Source organism: Methylocystis sp. (genome assembly GCF_046349115.1).
Classification (GTDB): Bacteria; Pseudomonadota; Alphaproteobacteria; order Rhizobiales; family Beijerinckiaceae; genus Methylocystis.
Map to the genome: position 1 here is coordinate 79562 of NZ_JAXMCX010000004.1, position 18128 is coordinate 97689.

14 protein-coding genes are annotated in these 18128 nt (G+C 62.0%); 6 read left to right on the forward strand and 8 right to left on the reverse strand.

All coding sequences use genetic code 11. The features are described 5' to 3' along the window. Positions 1 to 439: 439 nt before the first annotated feature. Genes U1E20_RS12240 through U1E20_RS12250 form a run of 3 tightly spaced genes read right to left on the reverse strand, consistent with a single transcriptional unit; the run spans position 440 to position 8250 of the window. Entirely contained in the window at positions 440 to 1756 is a 1317-nt protein-coding gene (locus U1E20_RS12240) for an McrC family protein (protein WP_409980897.1), read from the reverse strand. Next, entirely contained in the window at positions 1756 to 4986 is a 3231-nt protein-coding gene (locus U1E20_RS12245; RefSeq protein ID WP_409980898.1) for an AAA family ATPase, read from the reverse strand. The genes U1E20_RS12240 and U1E20_RS12245 overlap by 1 nt, the downstream gene beginning before the upstream one ends. Continuing rightward, a complete protein-coding gene (locus U1E20_RS12250; protein ID WP_409980899.1) occupies positions 4987 to 8250 on the reverse strand; it encodes a TM0106 family RecB-like putative nuclease in 3264 nt (1087 codons plus the stop codon). It abuts the gene before it with no gap. A 149-nt stretch (positions 8251 to 8399) separates the two neighbouring features. On the opposite strand from U1E20_RS12250, the gene U1E20_RS12255 reads away from it, so the two are divergent. Both U1E20_RS12255 and U1E20_RS12260 read left to right on the forward strand, forming a co-directional pair. Beyond that, a complete protein-coding gene (locus U1E20_RS12255) occupies positions 8400 to 9383 on the forward strand; it encodes a helix-turn-helix transcriptional regulator (RefSeq protein ID WP_409980900.1) in 984 nt (327 codons plus the stop codon). 20 nt (positions 9384 to 9403) lie between these two features. After that, positions 9404 to 9763 (forward strand): hypothetical protein, encoded by a 360-nt coding sequence (locus tag U1E20_RS12260; protein ID WP_409980901.1) that lies wholly within the window; start codon positions 9404 to 9406, stop codon positions 9761 to 9763. Here the strand turns inward: U1E20_RS12260 and istB are convergent, their stop codons facing one another. The 4 genes from istB to U1E20_RS12280 all read right to left on the reverse strand — a co-directional run bounded on the left by istB (position 9764) and on the right by U1E20_RS12280 (position 13057). Beyond that, positions 9764 to 10492, reverse strand: a complete 729-nt coding sequence (istB, locus tag U1E20_RS12265; protein WP_409978580.1) for an IS21-like element helper ATPase IstB — start codon at positions 10490 to 10492, stop codon at positions 9764 to 9766. A 2-nt stretch (positions 10493 to 10494) separates the two neighbouring features. Next, a complete protein-coding gene (gene istA, locus U1E20_RS12270) occupies positions 10495 to 11991 on the reverse strand; it encodes an IS21 family transposase (RefSeq protein WP_409980375.1) in 1497 nt (498 codons plus the stop codon). A gap of 85 nt (positions 11992 to 12076) precedes the next feature. Beyond that, positions 12077 to 12736 (reverse strand): SDR family NAD(P)-dependent oxidoreductase, encoded by a 660-nt coding sequence (locus U1E20_RS12275; protein WP_409980902.1) that lies wholly within the window; start codon positions 12734 to 12736, stop codon positions 12077 to 12079. Positions 12737 to 12895: 159 nt separating this feature from the next. Continuing rightward, a complete protein-coding gene (locus U1E20_RS12280; protein WP_409980903.1) occupies positions 12896 to 13057 on the reverse strand; it encodes a hypothetical protein in 162 nt (53 codons plus the stop codon). Between the two features lie 134 nt (positions 13058 to 13191). Between U1E20_RS12280 and U1E20_RS12285 the strand changes: the two genes are divergently transcribed. After that, positions 13192 to 14076, forward strand: coding sequence for a LysR family transcriptional regulator (locus U1E20_RS12285; protein WP_409980904.1), 885 nt, complete (start codon positions 13192 to 13194; stop codon positions 14074 to 14076). A 714-nt stretch (positions 14077 to 14790) separates the two neighbouring features. Here the strand turns inward: U1E20_RS12285 and U1E20_RS12290 are convergent. Continuing rightward, complete coding sequence (locus U1E20_RS12290; protein ID WP_409980905.1) at positions 14791 to 15846, reverse strand: hypothetical protein; 1056 nt, start codon at positions 15844 to 15846, stop codon at positions 14791 to 14793. 729 nt (positions 15847 to 16575) lie between these two features. Here U1E20_RS12290 and trbB point away from each other — a divergent pair. The 3 genes from trbB to U1E20_RS12305 are packed head-to-tail and all read left to right on the forward strand — an operon-like array spanning position 16576 to position 18127. Further along, a complete protein-coding gene (gene trbB, locus U1E20_RS12295) occupies positions 16576 to 17511 on the forward strand; it encodes a P-type conjugative transfer ATPase TrbB (RefSeq protein WP_409981089.1) in 936 nt (311 codons plus the stop codon). Beyond that, a complete protein-coding gene (locus tag U1E20_RS12300; protein WP_409980906.1) occupies positions 17508 to 17843 on the forward strand; it encodes a TrbC/VirB2 family protein in 336 nt (111 codons plus the stop codon). The genes trbB and U1E20_RS12300 overlap by 4 nt, the downstream gene beginning before the upstream one ends. Continuing rightward, the gene (locus U1E20_RS12305; protein ID WP_409980907.1) at positions 17843 to 18127 is read left to right on the forward strand and encodes a VirB3 family type IV secretion system protein; all 285 of its coding nucleotides are present in this window, start codon (positions 17843 to 17845) and stop codon (positions 18125 to 18127) included. Before U1E20_RS12300 ends, U1E20_RS12305 begins: the two co-directional genes overlap by 1 nt. The last annotated feature ends 1 nt before the right edge of the window (position 18128 follow it).

Consider the following 18128-nt stretch of genomic DNA (forward strand, 5'->3'; position numbering starts at 1 on the left):
CCACCCCGAGAGCCGCCGGAGGCGGCGCATCGCCCCCAGTCGTTTTTGGACCAATGAGCCCAAGCGCGGAAGCGCAATGACGGAGCGATCTCACCATTCGTCATGCGATCGTCCTGTGTTCGTTTACGCGCCCCTTATTCCCACTCAATTATCGGCCGCATAGGCTAACTCTTTGAAAAGAGAAGCGAAAAAATATTTTCAAAAGGCGATATACCGTCAGCCTGACCGACGCCAACGCATCGCTTATGAAAACATTGGGTTTTTTCGGCTCAGCGGCCGGTTGAAAACTTCGCCATCTATCGCCGGTGACGGCGCCCGCGTCGTTTGGCGCCTCTAACAGCGAAAGTGCCCGTAAAAACCGCATCATGCCGACTCACGGCCTGATTTGCCATCCTCATCGGGAGACTCGGTCTGCAACATCCTACCATATGCCAGAGCGTCACCCGACCATTTCCATATCTGCTGGCTCTTCGACGAGAAGCAGGCGCCTGAGCCGCGTCAGCATGTCGGTACCGCTCGACACGTCGATGCTCGCGGTCTCCAGGATGGTGTCGTGTCCCGTGATGCGATGGCGGGCGTGAACCAAATCCTCGGGGCCGAGGCCCGGGTGATGGGGATAGAGCAGCGTCAAGCGCGGAGCGCGATAGAGCTGCGCATACGCCATCATCTGATAGACGTCGGCCTGCGAGACCCCTTGTTTGGGGTCGTCGATGCGAGAGGAAATCCGCTTCCACTTGGTGTCGATGACGTGGGTGATCGCGCCGCCACGGCGGATCAGGATGTCGGGCTTGGTCTGGAAGAGCCCTCGTTCGCTATCCTGTGCGCTCAGGCAGAACAGGCGCCCGCCTTGCAACGAGACGGTAAGCCCTGTTCCCGCCAGCGCCCGGGCGATCAGCCGCCCAACATATTCTTCGAACAGCGCGTTCATCTCGAACAGCATCGCTGTGCCCTGACCTGCGCCGCCCGTGGTCGTCTGATAGCGGTCCTGCAAAAACAGCCGGGCCATGGCGAAGAGTTCCTGCCAGGACCGATTGGTGCGATCGATGACAACCTCATCCCAGTGCAACGCTGAAACCGGTACATCGGCGATTTCGGCATAGACGAAGGCCAACTCGCGCAGACGTTGCTGGTTGGCACTGCGCCGCGAGACGCGGAGAAGGCGAACCACTGCCGCCTTCATGATCCGGTTGAGCGCGATGTCTTCGGACAACAGATCGAACCGGCAGGCAAGGCGCGAGGGGTTGACCGCATGGCGGGTGAACTGGCGGGTGATATCGAGCTGGCCGCGCGAGGTCGGCAAGTCCTCCTCGCGCTCGACATACCGGCGCGGCATCCCCTTGCGTAGGGCCGTGGTCAGCTTGTCGCAAAAGATGCGGATCAGGATTTCGAGCAGAGTCTCGCGCTGCCAGGCGAGATCGGTGATGACGCCCAGGTCGATCTTGAGATCAAGCGCGACGGCCAGCATATGGACCAGACGTTTGCGGATCGCCGCGTTCTGGTGATCGGGCGTTTCACCGGGCGCCACGTCGATCTTGGGCAGTATCTCCAGGCTCGCATCGCCTGCGGCCAGAATCCCGACCACGCCGCGAGCGCGCAAGGCATGCCGACCATGTTCGAGCACCCCGCTGCCGCCGCGGCCAGCAAAGACCGAGCGCGCCGCCAGGCCCGCTAGCCGGTCGGCATGGTGGGCCGGGATCTGCCCCTCGCCATCGCCATAGGCGAGCTTGTCCCATTCTCGAACCGTGTAGGCAGGCATCAGGCTGCAAAATCCGAGAAATCGAAACTGGCCTTCACACTCCAGCGCCGCTTGTCCCCGCCCAGCTCATCATCGACGAAGCCGGCCGGAGCCGGCAGCCTTTTTGCTTCGAGGAAATGGGCGCCGTTGGTGCCGTCGCCATCGCCGAGCACTGCGGCGACTTTCGACCAATCCTCATAGAAATACTCTGCCAATAGCGGGATGACCTTGTGGCGCATGACGTCCTCGACGCCAGCCCGGCTGCGGCAGCCGGTGAAATAGGCGTGGCCGATCTGGTGTTCGCGATCGAAGAGAAATTCGATCCGCTCGTTGAGCGTGTGCAGCAGCTTGCACAGATCAATCCCATCGAGATCTTCGGCATCAAGCTGCCGTGCCGCCAGCGCCCGGCGCAGTTCCTCAACGTCCGGCATCAGCTCGCGGAAGGTGAAGCGGCGGCGCAAGGCGGTATCGAGCAGCGCAATCGAGCGATCTGCTGTGTTCATTGTACCGATGATGTGCAGGTTGGCCGGCACACCGAAACTGGTCCCGGAATAGGGAAGCCGGACCCTGACCTCGTTTTCGCAGCCGAGCCGCTTGTCGACTTCGAGCAGCGTGATCAGCTCGCCGAACACCTTGGAGATATTAGCTCTGTTGATCTCGTCGATGATGAGGACATGCGGTCGCGCACCGGCCACCGGCCGCTCGGCATTAGGGTCGATTACCACGGCTTCAAGCGCATCCCAGTCGATCCGGTCTGGATCGAGCCGATAGGCCGACTGGCGGCGAAAATTCCGGGCGTAGAAAGGCGCGCGCTCGGCGCCATTGTCATCGCGCCATATCCATTCGACGCGGCGCCGGTGCGGGTGGACGGCCGCATCAGCATCGAAATAATACTCACCGCTCACGCGGCCAAAGGCGCGATAGCTGTCGCGGCCATCAGAAATAACGACATAATCGCCCACCTGAAGGCCGGACCGGAAGGCGTAAAGCATCTCGATATTGGGGTCCTTGCCGGATGCGTCGGGGTCCTTCTGGTCGTTCCACGCCTTCCGAATTTCTTCGAAATCGTCGAAGCGCTCGTCGGACCAGTCAATGTCGCCGCCCCAGCCTAGATGGATCAGCCCGCCATCGAGGCCTTCGCGGATCCGATCTTCCTGACTGCCGCGCTGGCCGAGAGCGATCTTGTAGATCGCGCGCGAGCGGTCGAGCCGCTTGGCCGGCGCATCGCCGGTGTCGAGACGCGCCCTCTCGCTGATGATCTTGAACACCCCGGCATGGGGCTTGAGACTGAAGCCACCCGAAGTGCTGGCGACCTCGTCGTCACCTTCCTGTTCCACACCGGTCGTCGGCCGCAGCCCCTCGACGAAATCCTCATAGGAAAAGGACTGGTGAAAGGTAACGAACTCGATCCGTCCTTCGCCGGCAAGACGGCGATATTCAACCATCACGGCATCGCGGTCATCGCGAAGAGGATCAGCCGCCACATCGCCCAGACAGAGCCGCACCGCCTCCCAGGCCGTCGCATAAGTCTTGCCGGTTCCCGGCGGCCCGTAAAGGATGAGATTGGTGGCGGCGGGCATCGCGGTGGCGGGTACAAGCGTCATGGTTTGGTGCCCTTCTGCCGAGGCGAGCTGATAAGTGAAAACTGTAGAACTGCTGGGATTGGGCAGGGTGTGCGTCGGCGGCGGAACCTGGGCGCATTGCTGGAATTTCTCGCTCCCGAGCGCGCTACAGATAGCCGGATGCCGGTCGAGTAGACCCATGTCGTGGCCGAGATCACTGGCGCGGATCGCAACCTTGCTCGCGCTCTTCTCGCGGGCCGGTTCGACATAATAGTTGCGTGCGCATAGCCGGATGCGGTCGGCATCGCCGATCAGATGCTCGTACCGCTCTGGCGGCGTGACCGGCGCATCATCGCTATCGACGATGATATAGCCGACGTTATGGAGTTGGGCGGCGGCATCGGCCTTCTGTCCCCAGCCGCCATTGAGCTGTGTCTTGCCGCGCAGGAACCCGACGATCGGCTTGGACGGGTAGATCCGGTTGGGCCGGTCGCGTGTCGAACGGACCCAATAGTCACGCGGCTCGCCAAAGGCATCGAAAATGGAGCTATACTCCTTCGACTGGCGGTAGCTGTCGTAGGCGTCCATCGCCGCCTCGACCGCCTCGCGCGAAAAGGCAGTCATGTCCTCTTCCTTGTAGTCGTGGACGATCCAGAGCGCGCTTTGCACATCGATCATGTCGCGCGGCGCCAGGCCTCGATCCGCGAAAGCGCGCCGGACCGCCTGCATAAAGCGCCATTCGTCGCGATAGGTGTCGGCCATCGACGCATAATCGGGAAACCGGCGACCCACCGCTTCCCGCCAGAGGTCCTGACGCACGGAATGGCGAATATAGATGCCATCGTCAGGGGCGAGATGGAGGAACAGGAATTCGGCTATCTGGCGTGCCGGGTCTGGCTTGCCGTCTGGAACCGCTGCGATCCATGCGTTGACGAAAACCTCCAGGGCGGCCGCGTGGCCGTCCGGCGTACCGAGCGCGGCGTCGACCAGCGTTCGCAACGCCGGCCAGAGCTTTTCGCGATCGGCGTCGCCCTTGGACGACATCGGCCAATAGGCGCGCCATTGCAGCAGATTGCTTTTGACGAGCGCGGCATTGACGGCGTCGGCCAGCGCCTGATCGGAATCGGCCTGCGGGATCGCGGCCTTGAGCTCGGCTGCGATCTGCAGCTTGTAGGTCCGTTCCGCCTCGTCGAATTGCGGGTCGGGTAGATCGAAGCGGTCGAGCGCGGGAAAGAAATGACGCAACTGCTCGATCCAGCGCGTGACCGCCGCCGGATTGAGCACCAGCTCATCGTCGGACTGCAACAGCACGCCGATCAGCCGGCGCAGGGCCTCGGCGCTGTCGATCCGCACGACAAAGCAGTCAGTACCGCCAAAGGACCAGTCGCGGCTAAGGGCGGAATGCCGCCCGCCATCCTTCATACCGCTTTGATAGGGGCGTATCTCGGTGGCAAAGCCGTTTGCTTCGACCAGATCGCGCCACTTCACATCAAGAAAGACGTTGGCCGGATTCTGAATTTCCCACAGCAGACGCTCGCCTGCGCCAAATTCAAAGGACGCCATCTTCTTGGTGACGCCTTCGCCGGGGCGCAGACCCGAACCTCGGAGCACATCGAAAAGCGCCCGTCGCAGCGGTATGGGACGTTCCTGCTCATTTTCATCGAGGCGCGCCTCGAAAGTCGTCCACATTCAAAGAAATCCAAACTCGGGCAATGCGCACAGCGTGTTGACGAGGCGCATCTGTTCGACGGTGTCGCATTTTGCTTCGCGCAGCCGCGGCGCGCCGAAGACGAGCGCCAGGCCTTTGGCGCGCGAGACGGCGACATTGATGCGGTTGAGCGAGAACAGAAAATCCATGCCGCGCGGCGTTTCCTCGACCGACGACGCGGTCATAGAAACCAGGCAGACAGGTGCTTCCTGACCCTGGAACTTGTCCACCGTGCCGACACGGATGGCGGCGGGCAAGGCATCCTGAAGGGCGTTGACCTGTGCATTGTAAGGCGCGACGACGATGATGTCGGCAGGACAAACGGGGCGCGTTGTCCCATCCTTTTCAGTCCAGGTTCCCGTCAGCAGATCCGTGATCGTCGCCCGAATGGCGGCGACCTCCTCGGCCGCGATCTGGGCATTGCCCTCATGCGCGACCGGCACCCAGAAAGCGCCGGCTTCGGGACCGCCCGTCCCGCCTATTGCCTGGACGGCAGTATCAGGAGCGCTGGCAAGCCTGCTTTCATAGACCTGCCGCGATATGAACGCGCAGACATCGGGATGCATCCGGCGCGAAACCGGCAGGAAGATGCCGCGATCGGGCGCGATCGTGGCGTGATCGCCCAGCATCCATTCCAGACACGACAGGTTTGCCGGATCGGGATGCGCGCCCTGGATAACCTGCGGCAATTGACGCGGATCGCCGACCAGCACGATGTTGCGCGCACACCGGCCCATGGCGACCATGTTGGCGAGCCCGACCTGCCCGGCCTCATCGACGAACAGCCAATCGAGCGCCTGCTCCTGTTCGGGGCGGGCAAAGAAGAAGGCCGTGCCGCCAACCACATGGGCGCGGCTCCATAAAGGATCGTCATTGGCGGTGGAGCGGATGACGCCGGTAAAATTGTCCGGATAGCCATCATCGCCGCTGCCAACCTTGTGAGCGATGCACAGGCCACGGACAGGGTCGCCATCTTCCTGCGCGGCGAGGCATCCCATCAGCACATTGCGGATGGCCTCATGGTTGTTCGAGGCAACGCCGACGCGGTGGCCCTGGCGCACCAGTGACAGGATCGCCCGGGCGGTGACATAGGTCTTGCCGGTTCCCGGTGGTCCCTGGATCGGCAGCACGGTGCCGTCCATGGCGGCAATTGCCGCGATCGTACCCGTCAGCGGATCAGCGCCATCCAGCAGATCCGCGCGCGCGCCCGTCACAAGACGCGGCGCGGCGCGCGCCAGCAGATCATCGATCGCGGTCAGGCGGCGTGCGCCGCATTGATCCTCGATCACGTCGTGCAAAGCCGCAGCAATAACGTCCGTATTCAACGGCCAGTCGGGATGTAACGCCAGGCGGTCAGCCAAAAGATGGGCTTTGGCAGGGCCAGCCTTGACCGCGATGATCCGGGTGGTGCGATCCAGTTCCTCGATGCTGATACTGGCTGGCGGCCCATCGACGACCGGGACTGTCGCACTGCGACCAGCACGCAGCTTGGTTTCCTGCGGCGGAAAGCGATACCGGCGCATCATCGAGCGTTTGACCGGTTCGGCGGAGCCGATCGCTTCCAGACCGGCCAACGCATCGAGATCGTCGATCAGATCATCCTCGTCCTTGCCTGTGCTGTCGAAAACCGCCCATTGCGCCGGCTTGGCCTCGCGCTTGTGGAACAGGCCGAGGTTGAACAACATGTCCTGTCGGTCCTGCGGCAGGTCGGTCGCAGCGAGCTTCGCGCGCAGAGCCTGCGTATCGGCGTCTTCCTCGACCTCCTTGTCGCCGGCATCCACGGCCAGGACCGGCCATGGCGCCGCAGGCCGGATGCTGACCAGCCAGTCGCGCAACTCCTCGGTCGAGACACAGTCGATGCGGTTATAATCCTCGATCTCATCGAGGATTTGCTGCTCGCCGGTTTCGCGCCAGCGCTCATAGGCCACGACCGAGCCGCCCGCCGTTTTCACCTCCCCATCGCGCTTGCGCCCATAGAAAGCTTCCATCGACTTGATGGAGTAGTTGGCTTCCGAACCGATGAGCGCGCCGCGCACCACGGCGAAGAGATCGACAAAGCGTCGCTCGCGCAGCAGGCGGTCCAGGAAGGCCTCACCGATCCCGTATTTGGCGGTCAGCCGCCGCAAGGCGGTGATCTCGTAAGACGCATAGTGATAGATGCGCGCTTGGGGAAAAGCGGTGAGCCTTTCCCGGAAGAAATCGAGCAGCTCGGACAAGGCCTGGGCTTCGGCGGCATGGTCATGCGCCCAGAAGGCCTTGAACTGGCCGTCGAACCAGACACCGTGGAGATATTCAAGGCCGCCTTCGTAATGCGGGTCGCCCTCAATATCGTAGAAGATGTCGCTCGACTGCGGCTCCGGCAGCAGATCGAAGCCCTTGCCGGGATCGGGCAAGCGCAGCTCGAAGGCGGGCGCCCCCGTCTTGCGGGCATGTTGCAGACGGGCCTGAATCACGAGACGTGCCCGTGTGTGTTCGGCCATGCCGCGGATCGGGTGGTCGAGCCCGGCCAGCGCTTCCATCGTCGCGATGCCGGATGCCTCGAGTTTTTTGACCTGGCTGCGGCTGATATTCGCGACGTTGAACAGGCTGTCCTCGGTCTGCCAGAAGCTTTCGCAGTGATCGCCCCAGCGGCAGAGCCCACAATCAGCACAGGGGATCGGCCGGGTCGGCGCCGGGTTTTCCAGGAAAGCCTCGAGCCGCTGGCGCGCCATTCGCGCATAGGCCTGATAGTCGGCGAGCCGTAGCTGCGCCCGGCTTCCATCGCCGAGTTCGACATGGGCAAATTCGGGGGCGATGCCCTGAATCTCGGTCAACAGGTCCGAGTAGAGCACCAGTTGCAGCACATGTTTGGGATGGGGACGCCGCTTGAGCTTGGTGTCGGTGACTTCATAGCTGAAGGGGCCAAGATCCGACGGGCGCTCGACGCGCTCGAGAAAATCCGACCAGCCACCCCAATTGTCACCGAGCAGCGCTCCCTGAAACACGATCTGCGGGCCTCCCGCCAGGGCGGCGCGCGTCGTCTCCGCGTTGTCGGCAAGGTCGGACCGAGCGATCTCGACAACCGAAACACCCGACGCTTTCAGCTTCGCCAGATGGGCAGCTTCATGGGCATCGCCCTGCTTCTGGAGCAGAGCAGCGTCATCGCTGTCTTCGCGGGGCACCAGGCCATTGCCCCGCATATACGCGAGATCGAGCGCGGTCGCGTGGGTGCAACCCATGAACCGCATCAGATCCGATGCGGACAATAGTATCCGGTCGCCCTCAATACTTCGCATAACCCGCCCCCTGTTCGAGTGCAGTCCCGACAAGACTTGCATCTCGACAGGCTGCAAGCTCTGACATAGCGTGCGTGGGTGTCAATATCTGACATAGTCTACGGCCGGGATTTGGATTCATGTCGTATTCCAAGGCTCAGGATCTGATCAGGCTGGCGCGGATGGCCGCCACCCGACGGACCGGAATCGGCCTCGATGAGATCTGTGAGGAATTCAGCGTCTCCCACCGCACGGCGCAGCGCATGACCGACGCGCTGGAAACTGTGTTCACCAACGTCGACACGGTGGACGGCCCGGACCGTCGGCGGCGCTGGCGTGTCGCCGACACGATGCTCGACCGACTCCAGCCCCGTCAGGAAACGGCGATCGAGGCGCTGGAGATCGCCGGCAGAACTGCGCGGAGCGATGGCCGCCTGCGCCACGCCGCCGCGCTGGAGGACCTGCGCGACGGACTTCTGGCCCGACTGACGCCGCGAGACGCCCTGCGCACTGAAACCGATGTCGAAGCTGTCCTTTTGGCGATGGGGTCAGTCACCAGCCCAGGCCCCAGGGTCAATCTGGCGCCGGCGGTGCTGGACGCCGTGATCGAGGGACTGCGCGGCCCGTTCCGCCTGCGGCTGCGCTACCGAACCGAGGACTCACCCGAACGGATCATCGAGCCGCACGGTCTTCTGCTGGGACATCGCAGCTATCTGGTGGCGCGCCAGCCGGCACGCGGCGAAGACCTGCTGAACTTCCGGATGGACCAGATCCTGAGCGCCCAGACCCTGGACGAGAGCTTCAGCCTGATACCCGGCTTTTCGCTGGAGGAATATGCGGCGCAGTCTTTCGGCGTCTACCAGGACCCGGCGCAATATGACGAGGTCATCTGGCGTTTCGCACCGCACGCGGCAGCACGGGCGGCCGAGTTTTGCTTTCACCCAAGACAGGCCGCGGAAGCCCAGGAGGATGGCGGCCTGATCGTGCGCTTTCATGCGGCGGGCTGGCTCGAGATGGCGTGGCATCTCTATCAATGGGGCGATGCGGTCGAGGTCATCGCGCCCGAGGGGCTGCGCACCTTGGTCGAAAACCACCGCAGGAGCGATTTCGACGCCCTGCCATGAGACAACGGGAACGAAGCGGAATGACGACAAAGACCGGCATCACCCATGCAGAACTGAAGACCAAGCAGCGTGCGGTCCGCGAGGGCTTTCCGCAAACCATGAGCCTGCGCGTCCATCGCGCCATTAACTGGATCGGCCGCGCCGAGGCCTGCGGGGCAGATGCCGATGCCCGTTTCATCTTCCTGTGGATCGCATTCAGCGCCGCATACGCGCAAGCCTGCCGGCGCTGGCATGGCACTTTGCGCAATATTTTTCATAGGTGTCAATCGGCGTTGAAGTTTGACCCCGTATCGGCGTCCAACATTGACCCCTTTGTTTCGCGCGTCGTGACGGAAGGAGGGCGTAGCCCGACCGGAGTTACGACGCACGCGGCGGCATGATCAGGCGCGATTTTTGAAGCGCCAGCTCTCGTTGCCGGTTTCGACGATGTCGCAGTGGTGGGTGAGACGATCGAGCAGCGCTGTCGTCATCTTCGGATCTCCAAAGACGCTCGGCCATTCGCCGAAGGCGAGATTGGTCGTGACGATGATCGATGTTCGCTCATAGAGCCGGCTGATGAGATGGAACAGGAGCTGGCCGCCGGCCTGGGCGAAGGGCAGATAGCCGAGTTCATCGAGAATGACGAAGTCGAGACGAGTCAGATAGTCGGCGAGCCGTCCTTGGCGTCCGGCGCGCGCTTCAGCTTCGAGGCGATTGACGAGATCGACGGTGGTGAAGAAGCGTCCGCGCGAGCCGGCGCGAATGCAACTGCGGGCGATGGCGATCGCGAGATGCGTTTTGCCCGTTCCAGTTCCGCCGACGAGAACGACATTGCGTTGCTGAGCGATGAAGGCGCCGCCGGCGAGATCGCGGACGAGCGCCTCATTGATCGGCGTGTCCTTGAAGGCGAAGTCGTCGACATCTTTAGCGAGCGGTAGTTTGGCGACAGTGAGCTGATACTTGATCGAGCGCGCCTGCTTCTCGGATATCTCTGCCTTGAGCAGATCGCCAACAAAACGCTGGGGTTCGTGTTTACGCTTCACGGCGACGGCGAGCGTCTCGTCATAAGCGCCGCGCATGCCATAGAGCTTGAGTTCGCCCATCATGTCGAGGACTTCGGTTCTTTCCATGGTCACAGGCTCCTGAGCTGATCGTATCTGGCGCAGTCGGCGATCGGCGCATGCCGCAGGCGAAGCGCCTGCGGAGTCGCGATGATTGCCGGCGGTTCAGGATCGCGGCGTCGCGCGAGGATGTTGAGGATGACGTCGGCGGAATGGACGCCGTTTTCGAGCGCTTCAGCGCAGGCGCCGTCGACCGCCGGCAATCCGTCGGTGAGCACCGCGGCGAGAATGGCGACCATCTGACGGTCGCCGTCGTCGGAGCCGGAGAGCTTGCGGCGCACACGCTCCAGCGCTCCGGGCAACACCCAGTCCTTGAACGGCGCCCCGTTCCTCAGCGCGCCCGGCTTTCTGGCCAGAACCGGCACATAGTGCCAGGGGTCGTAGATCGTCTCGCCGCGCCCGAAGCAGCGGGCATGTTCGGCGACGACGCGCCCATCCTGGCGGATGACGATGCGATCGGCATAGGCGTGGATCTCGACCGGGCGTCCGACAACGCCGGCGTTCACCGAGTATTTGTTGTTATCGAAGCGGACCAGGCAGGTCTTCGACACCGAGGCCGGGACAGCGTGGAATCCATCGAAGCGGCCGCGATAGGGAATGAGATTCGGCCGCTCCTCCTCGAAGACCTCCCAGACGGTTCTGTCGGCGCGCTCCGGATGGGCGTGCGCCTTGGCGTAGGCGATGCATTTATCCATCAGCCACGCGTTCAACTCGTCGAAGCTCTTGAACCGCAGGCGCGGCGTGAAGAAGCGCTCGCGCACAAGGCCGACCTGATTTTCGACCTGCCCCTTCTCCCAGCCCGACGCCGGCGTGCAGGCCACAGGCTCGACGAGATGGTGCGAGCACATCTGAAGGAATCGGCGATTATATTGCCGGTCCTTGCCGACGAAGATCGTTTCGACCGCCGTCTTCATGTTGTCGTAGACGCCCCGGCCGCAGGCGCCCTTGAAGAAGGCAAAGGCACGCTCATGCGCGTCGAAAACCATCTCCTGTGTCTCGCGCGGATAGGCTCGGGCGATAAACATCCGGCTGTGACAGAGCCGCAGATGCGCGACCTTCACGGTCATCGTCACGCCGTTCATCAGAACGATCTCGTGGCTCCAGTCGAACTGGTAAGCCTCGCCCGGCGCAAAGCTCAGCGGCACAAAGGCGCTCGCCGTCTCGCTCGCATGCTCGCGCGCCCAGTTCCGGGCGTAACGCCGCACCGCGTCGTAGCCGCCGTCATAGCCAAGCGCCCGCAGCTCTTCGAACACACGGATCAGCGTCAGCCGCTCGCGTGCCGGCTTCGTTGCGTTCGCCGCGAGCACTCGGTCGATCTCAGCCTTCCAGGCGCCGAGTTTGGGACGGGGCTGGACCTCCCGTTCATAGGAAAACGAGGTCTCGCCCGACCGCAGAACCTTGCGAACCGTGTTGCGTGATATCTTCAGATCGCGGGCAATCTCCTTGATCGACTTGCCCTTCTGGAAATGCTCCCGCCGAATCCGGCCAATCGTCTCCACAACAAGCATCCCCCCCACCGTCCGCTCGATGCCAAAGCGGACAGACCTGCAAACACTTCTCAAGGGGGTCAATTTTGGACGCCGATCCCCAGGCTTAGGGGGTCAAATTTGCACGCCAAAACACATACTTTGCCTCGGCGCTTGGCCAGACGCGGTCCTGGAAGGGCGTATCGATGATGCCGGGATTGATGGCGTTGACACGAACGCCCTGCTTGAACAACTCGATCGCGGCCGTCTTGGTAAGCCCGAGCACGGCATGCTTGCTGGCGATGTAGAGGCCGGCATTGGCGAAGCCGATGACGCCGCCCATCGAGGCGTTGTTGATGATCGTGCCGCCTCCCTGCGCCAGCATCGCCTTGGCCTCGTGTTTCATCGACCAGAAAACGCCACGCACATTGGCGTTGAAAATGCTGTCGTAAGTCTCGTTGGTCTGCTCGACGAAGGGCGAGAACGCGCCTTCGGTGCCGGCATTGTTGAAAGCAACATCGATGCGGCCATAAGTCGAGATCGTCCTCGCGATGAGATCGATCACGCTCTGCTCGACGTTCACATCGGCTACCACCGCTGTTGCTTCGAAGCCCTCGCCCCTGATCTCGGCCACAAGGGCCTCGATCTCCGCGCCGCGGCGGGCGCTTGCGATCACCTTGGCGCCGCGGCGGGCGACTTCGATTGCGGTGGCTCGCCCGATACCCGAGCTGGCTCCTGTAACGACCGCGACTTTACCTTCGAGAGACTTGAACGGTTTGCTGCTCATTTCTATCTCCATCGATTGAAAATTTGCCTGGTACGAAGCATGCCAATGCGATGACACCGCATTTTCGACGCGCCTCTTCCTTGCCTGGCTCGCCGGAACGCCGGCATCACGCAGCGATGTCCTGAACGAATTCGACCGCGTTGCCGCTGTTGTCCTTGATCATCGCAAACCGTTTGCCGATGATCGGCAAATCGAACGGCTCGGTGAAGATATCAACCTGACGGATTCAGCAGCGGAGTTGCGTCCGTCCTCCAGCGCTGCGGCGATGAAATCATCGCGATGCTCGGGCTTCACGTCGAAGTGGACGGCAATGTTGTACATGTCTGACGCCTGTTGCTTTCGACCTCGGAGCTGGACCGTGGGGCGGTGCAAAGGAGTTAGGCCTTCCTCTTAATTCTGATTAGTCGTATAATTTAGCATGCAGTCATGAATTGTATTCATGAATCGAGAGGGCGATGCTGGCAGCTGAATTGGGTGAACTTGCCACCTTTTTGGCGGTGGCCAAGCACTGTAGCTTCAGCAAAGCGGCGGTTGAGCGCGGCGTAGCCTCGTCGGCGGTGAGCCACTCCGTTCGAAGCCTCGAGGAGCGCGTTGGCGTCCGGCTGCTGCATCGCACGACGCGCAGTGTCTCCTTGACGGACGCCGGCGAGCGCTTTGTGAGCGAGCTGTCGCCTGCCTTCGAGCAGATCGGGCGAGCGTTGGACGGCCTCAACGCCTTCCGCGGCACGCCTTTTGGACTGGTACGGATCACGGTGCCAACATCGATCGCGCCTTACGTGCTGCGCGACGTTCTAGGGCCTCTCATCAGCAAGAACCCGGGGCTGCAGCTTGACATAGAGACGAGCGATCGCCTGGTCGACATCGCCAAGGAGGGGTTTGACGCCGGCATTCGCTTCGGTGAACGACTGAGCCAGGACATGGTGGCAGTCCGGATCAAATCGAAGCTGCGGTTCGCCGTCGTCGGCTCACCGGAGTACCTCAGGGGCCGACAGCTGCCGCAGATCCCCGCAGACCTCCAGAATCACGCCTGTATCCGCTACAGATTCCCAAGCGGCGCGATCTATAATTGGGCGTTCGAGCGTAACGGCGAAACGCTCTCGGTTGAGGTCAACGGCCCGATGATAACAGACGGGCAGGAACTAATGGTCGAGGCCGCCCTGCAAGGATGCGGCCTCGCCTACGTATGGGACGATCGGGTTCAGGATGAACTTCGGTCCGGCAGACTCATCCGATGTCTTGACGATTGGTGTCGTACCGACGACGACCTCTTCATCTATTATCCGAGCCGTCGCTACGTCTCGGCGGGACTACGTGCTCTTATCGACAAACTCCGCGCCTAGTCGACTTGCGTTTCGGCGCAAGCATGATCCCGACGATTGTAGAATGAGTCGTAGCCAGCCTACGATAACTACGACTGTTCCAAATGCCGGAAGGATACCGTGACAAGGAATCGGGCCAAATAGAATCGGCTGCTATCGATGCCTATCGGTAAGACTCTCCTGCCAATTGTACTCCACGCTATCCTCAAATATCCCTCTTGTACGACCCGTCACTCCCACTCGATTCTCTCAACACGTCGTAACGCACTGATTTATGGGCGCAAATTTTTCCTGATGACGCTCGAAATCCGGACAACGAGCCGTCAAAATTTTTTGCTTATGATTTCAAAGGAAAATTCACGCGATTCGAATTCAGCGACGTTTCAGCGTCTATCGACAACGATCCGTCGATTGCTCGCGCCATCGACCACAGGGCGCGCTACGCGCCGATATAAGGAAAGACCGTCAGCATTCGTAGCACAACGCGTTCGCACTCGCTATGCTCGCTGCTCACCGTCACTCTGGGAAGCACGCCATCAACGAAGTGCAGCGGCGCCTCTTTCCGGTCGGCTCGAACTCCGCCTGATGTCCACATAACCTCGATGGTGAGCGGACAGCCCCGTCATTGGTCCAAACGCCACGTGCGCGTGCCATTCACATTGTGTGGCCCGGTTTCTTTTAGAATGTCCGGTGTCAGACCTTCAAGTCCTGATCAAGGATGCCGCGAACTATCATCTAGCTCTTGGCGCGCAACTTCATCTGGCCGGGTGCTTCTTCAATCTCCCTGACGGCCTGTATCGCAAAGCGCCCCAGATCAGGATAGATTGACCAAGCACGAAGCAGCGGAATGTCGCTCGCGCTACCGAACCGCCCCACATTCACCAAAGCCTTTTCGATCACGTCTTCGATGCGGAAGAACTCGAAATAGCCGGATTGAAGGGTCGGCTTTTCAAGGGCCGTCCGGTAGATCGCTGCGACCTCGTCGGGGAAGAACTGTCCAAAAGACGTCACCACCGGCCCCGAACCCGGAAGCTGCCGCGCGCTTTCAGCGAACATGTGGTCCGACCTGAAGAATTCCCCAACGACGGCGGCCGCGACACCAGTTTCATGACGCGACAGGATGGCGAGCGGGGCTGCGCAATTCGACTTGCGTTCCGAAAATGGAAGATCGTCGCGATTCAGCCAGTAGAGAATCCGGCCGCAAGCCAGCAGCACATGGTCCGCCGCAGAGACCGCTTCGGCCGAACGGTCAGGCAATGGGCAGCGCAGGCGCGCCAACGCCGCGTGAGCCATTTCGAATGTGCGAATGCTGTCCTGAAAGAATGCATCCTTCTTGGGCGGCAATCCTGTCCAGCGCTCAATGATTGCTCCGACGGCCGGGTCTGAATGTGATGCGACCTCCGCGATCAAGGAGGGGGTGAACATCGAGTCGCGATCGACGCTTTTCGCGGCCATGACTTGCAAGGCCTTGCGGTCGTCGCCGGAAAGGCCGTTCCAGCCTTCCCAATACGCGCCATCATAGGGATGATCGAATTGCGCGTTCCATAGGCCAGCCGCACGCCGCCATGAATCAGGATTGTCCCGGTCGGCCAATACCTCGTTCATCTCTGCCCTAACGGTCGCGACATGTTCTTCCTGATCGTCGTCGAGCGCGCCGAGGGATTTGAGCGCATCGATCATCCCCCAGGCGTCAAAGCCGCCATTGGTCATGAACGTTGCCTCGATGGCGGCAATCAATGCGCGACGCTCATCGTCATTTAATGCGTGGGCGCTCATCATCGCCGCATGCATCAGCCCGAGCCGCAGGTGGTGGTATCTACGTATTATGTAATGATCGTTGGGTTGTGTAGTCATGCCCCCGGTACTTTTTCCAGGCTTTACGCAATAACACATGTATCCTTGGTGTACCTGCCCGGCAGGACATGGCTTATCGCAATCTGGTAGGTACCCACATGCTGATAGAGCGGCAGGGGCGAGAAGCACGGTTAGCGCTCCTAATGTTTTGCGCTTGTTGGTGAACGGTAGCCCCATAGCGACCCCTTGGTCAGTACCGGCACGTTTATGAAAAACTGTTTCAAACTTAGCCGATCTCGAACCATTGTGACAACGGGATTCCAAGCGAGGTCACAAGGCCGGGATCGCTGCTGCCGAGCAAATCTGTGTAAAAACGTCCTACTCGTTTCGTCGCCACGGCCGGTCCGCACCAAGTCGGCGATACGACCATCGCAAAACGCGAGTTGTGCACCGGCTGATGACGAAGCGGTTCGCTTATCGTCCGCTCGTCCGACACCTCTCCCTTTGATCCGCAATCTCAACCCATCGGCCCCTGCCACCCCTTTCGCCGTTCGCCTGTTTTTGCACGCCAGGCCCCTACGCCCCTGACGAGCTTGTTGCGTCGCCTCGGTCTTGGCCCTTTCTAATCGACCCCGACTTCGAACCGCCTGCGCGGTTCGCGGAGAACCGGGGGCGGATGTGGCGGCGCAATCTCACAATGCGGAGGCGGCCTCGCGCAGCGCGCGTATGTTGCGCACGGCGTTGGGTCCGCAGATCGCGGCCTGGCTCGACGACGAGAGCGTCGTCGAGGTCATGCTCAATCCCGACGGACGGCTCTGGCTCGATCGCTTGACGAGCGGCCTGGAAGACGCGCAAGCGAGTCTCTCGCCCGAGGATGGGGAGAGGATCGTCCGGCTCGTCGCGCATCATGTCGGCGCCGAGGTTCATCCGGAGGCACCGCGCGTTTCGGCGGAACTGCCGGAAACAGGAGAGCGCTTCGAAGGCCTGTTGCCGCCCGTCGTCGCGGCGCCCGCCTTCGCCATCCGCAAGCCGGCGGTCGCCGTGTTCACGCTCGACGATTACGTCGCCGCCAGCGTCATACCGAAAGAACAGGCCGCGATTCTCCGCATCGCCGTCGCCGAACGCAAGAATGTGTTGGTCGCCGGCGGCACCTCGACCGGCAAGACGACGCTCGTCAACGCTCTGCTTGCCGAGGTCGCCAAAACGAGCGACCGCGTGGTGCTGATCGAAGACACGCGCGAACTCCAATGCGCGGCGCCCAATCTCGTCGCTTTGCGCACCAAGGATGGCGTCGCCTCACTTTCGGACCTTGTGCGTTCGTCGCTGCGTTTGCGGCCTGACCGCATTCCGATCGGCGAGGTCCGTGGGCCGGAGGCGCTCGATCTTCTCAAGGCTTGGGGAACCGGGCATCCCGGCGGGGTCGGGACCATTCACGCGGGATCGGCGCTCGGCGCCCTGCGCCGGCTCGAACAGCTGATCCAGGAGGCCGTCGTCACCGTGCCGCGCGCGCTGATCGCCGAGACGATCCAAATCGTCGCCGTGCTCGCCGGGCGCGGTTCAGAACGGCGGTTGATCGAACTCGCCGCCGTCGAGGGGCTCAACGAATACGGCGATTACGTCCTCGCCGATCTTATGCGCATCACATTCGGAGAAGATCAATGAATCTGGCTTCTGTTCAGAAACGGTTTGGCGCTTCGCTTGCCGCCGGCATCGTCACGACTGGCGTCGCCGTTCACTCGACGCCGGCTTTGGCCGCCGGATCGAACATGCCCTGGGAGCAGCCGCTCCAGCAGATTTTGCAGTCGATCGAAGGCCCGGTCGCCAAAATCATCGCCGTGATCATCATCATCACCACGGGCCTGACGCTCGCCTTCGGCGACACGTCGGGCGGGTTTCGGCGTCTCGTTCAGATCGTCTTCGGGCTTTCCATCGCCTTCGCCGCATCGAGCTTCTTTCTCTCCTTCTTCTCCTTCGGCGGCGGGGCGCTGATCTGATGGAAAGCGTTTCCCTCCACTCCGATGTTTCCGTCGCGGGCTTTCGGGTCCCCGTCCATCGGGCGCTGACCGAGCCGATCCTTCTCGGCGGCGCGCCGCGCGCGATCGCGATTCTGAACGGAACGCTTGCTGCGGCGCTCGGCCTCGGCCTGCGCTTGTGGATCGCGGGCCTCGCCTTCTGGATCGTGGCGCAATTCGCAGCCGTGTGGGCCGCCAAGCGCGATCCGGAATTCGTCGAAGTCGTGCGCCGTCACCTGCGCTATCCCGCCCATCTCGCAGCGTAGA

What these genes read in the sequence shown, in the direction of transcription:
- U1E20_RS12240 (WP_409980897.1), bottom strand. Translation starts at nt 1,756, where the DNA reads ATGCCTGCCTACACGGTTCGAGAATGGGACAAGCTCGCCTATGGCGAT.
- U1E20_RS12245 (WP_409980898.1), bottom strand. Translation starts at nt 4,986, where the DNA reads ATGTGGACGACTTTCGAGGCGCGCCTCGATGAAAATGAGCAGGAACGT.
- U1E20_RS12255 (WP_409980900.1), top strand. Translation starts at nt 8,400, where the DNA reads ATGTCGTATTCCAAGGCTCAGGATCTGATCAGGCTGGCGCGGATGGCC.
- U1E20_RS12260 (WP_409980901.1), top strand. Translation starts at nt 9,404, where the DNA reads ATGACGACAAAGACCGGCATCACCCATGCAGAACTGAAGACCAAGCAG.
- istB (WP_409978580.1), bottom strand. Translation starts at nt 10,492, where the DNA reads ATGGAAAGAACCGAAGTCCTCGACATGATGGGCGAACTCAAGCTCTAT.
- istA (WP_409980375.1), bottom strand. Translation starts at nt 11,991, where the DNA reads ATGCTTGTTGTGGAGACGATTGGCCGGATTCGGCGGGAGCATTTCCAG.
- U1E20_RS12275 (WP_409980902.1), bottom strand. Translation starts at nt 12,736, where the DNA reads ATGAGCAGCAAACCGTTCAAGTCTCTCGAAGGTAAAGTCGCGGTCGTT.
- U1E20_RS12280 (WP_409980903.1), bottom strand. Translation starts at nt 13,057, where the DNA reads ATGTACAACATTGCCGTCCACTTCGACGTGAAGCCCGAGCATCGCGAT.
- U1E20_RS12285 (WP_409980904.1), top strand. Translation starts at nt 13,192, where the DNA reads ATGCTGGCAGCTGAATTGGGTGAACTTGCCACCTTTTTGGCGGTGGCC.
- U1E20_RS12290 (WP_409980905.1), bottom strand. Translation starts at nt 15,846, where the DNA reads ATGCATGCGGCGATGATGAGCGCCCACGCATTAAATGACGATGAGCGT.
- trbB (WP_409981089.1), top strand. Translation starts at nt 16,576, where the DNA reads ATGTTGCGCACGGCGTTGGGTCCGCAGATCGCGGCCTGGCTCGACGAC.
- U1E20_RS12300 (WP_409980906.1), top strand. Translation starts at nt 17,508, where the DNA reads ATGAATCTGGCTTCTGTTCAGAAACGGTTTGGCGCTTCGCTTGCCGCC.
- U1E20_RS12305 (WP_409980907.1), top strand. Translation starts at nt 17,843, where the DNA reads ATGGAAAGCGTTTCCCTCCACTCCGATGTTTCCGTCGCGGGCTTTCGG.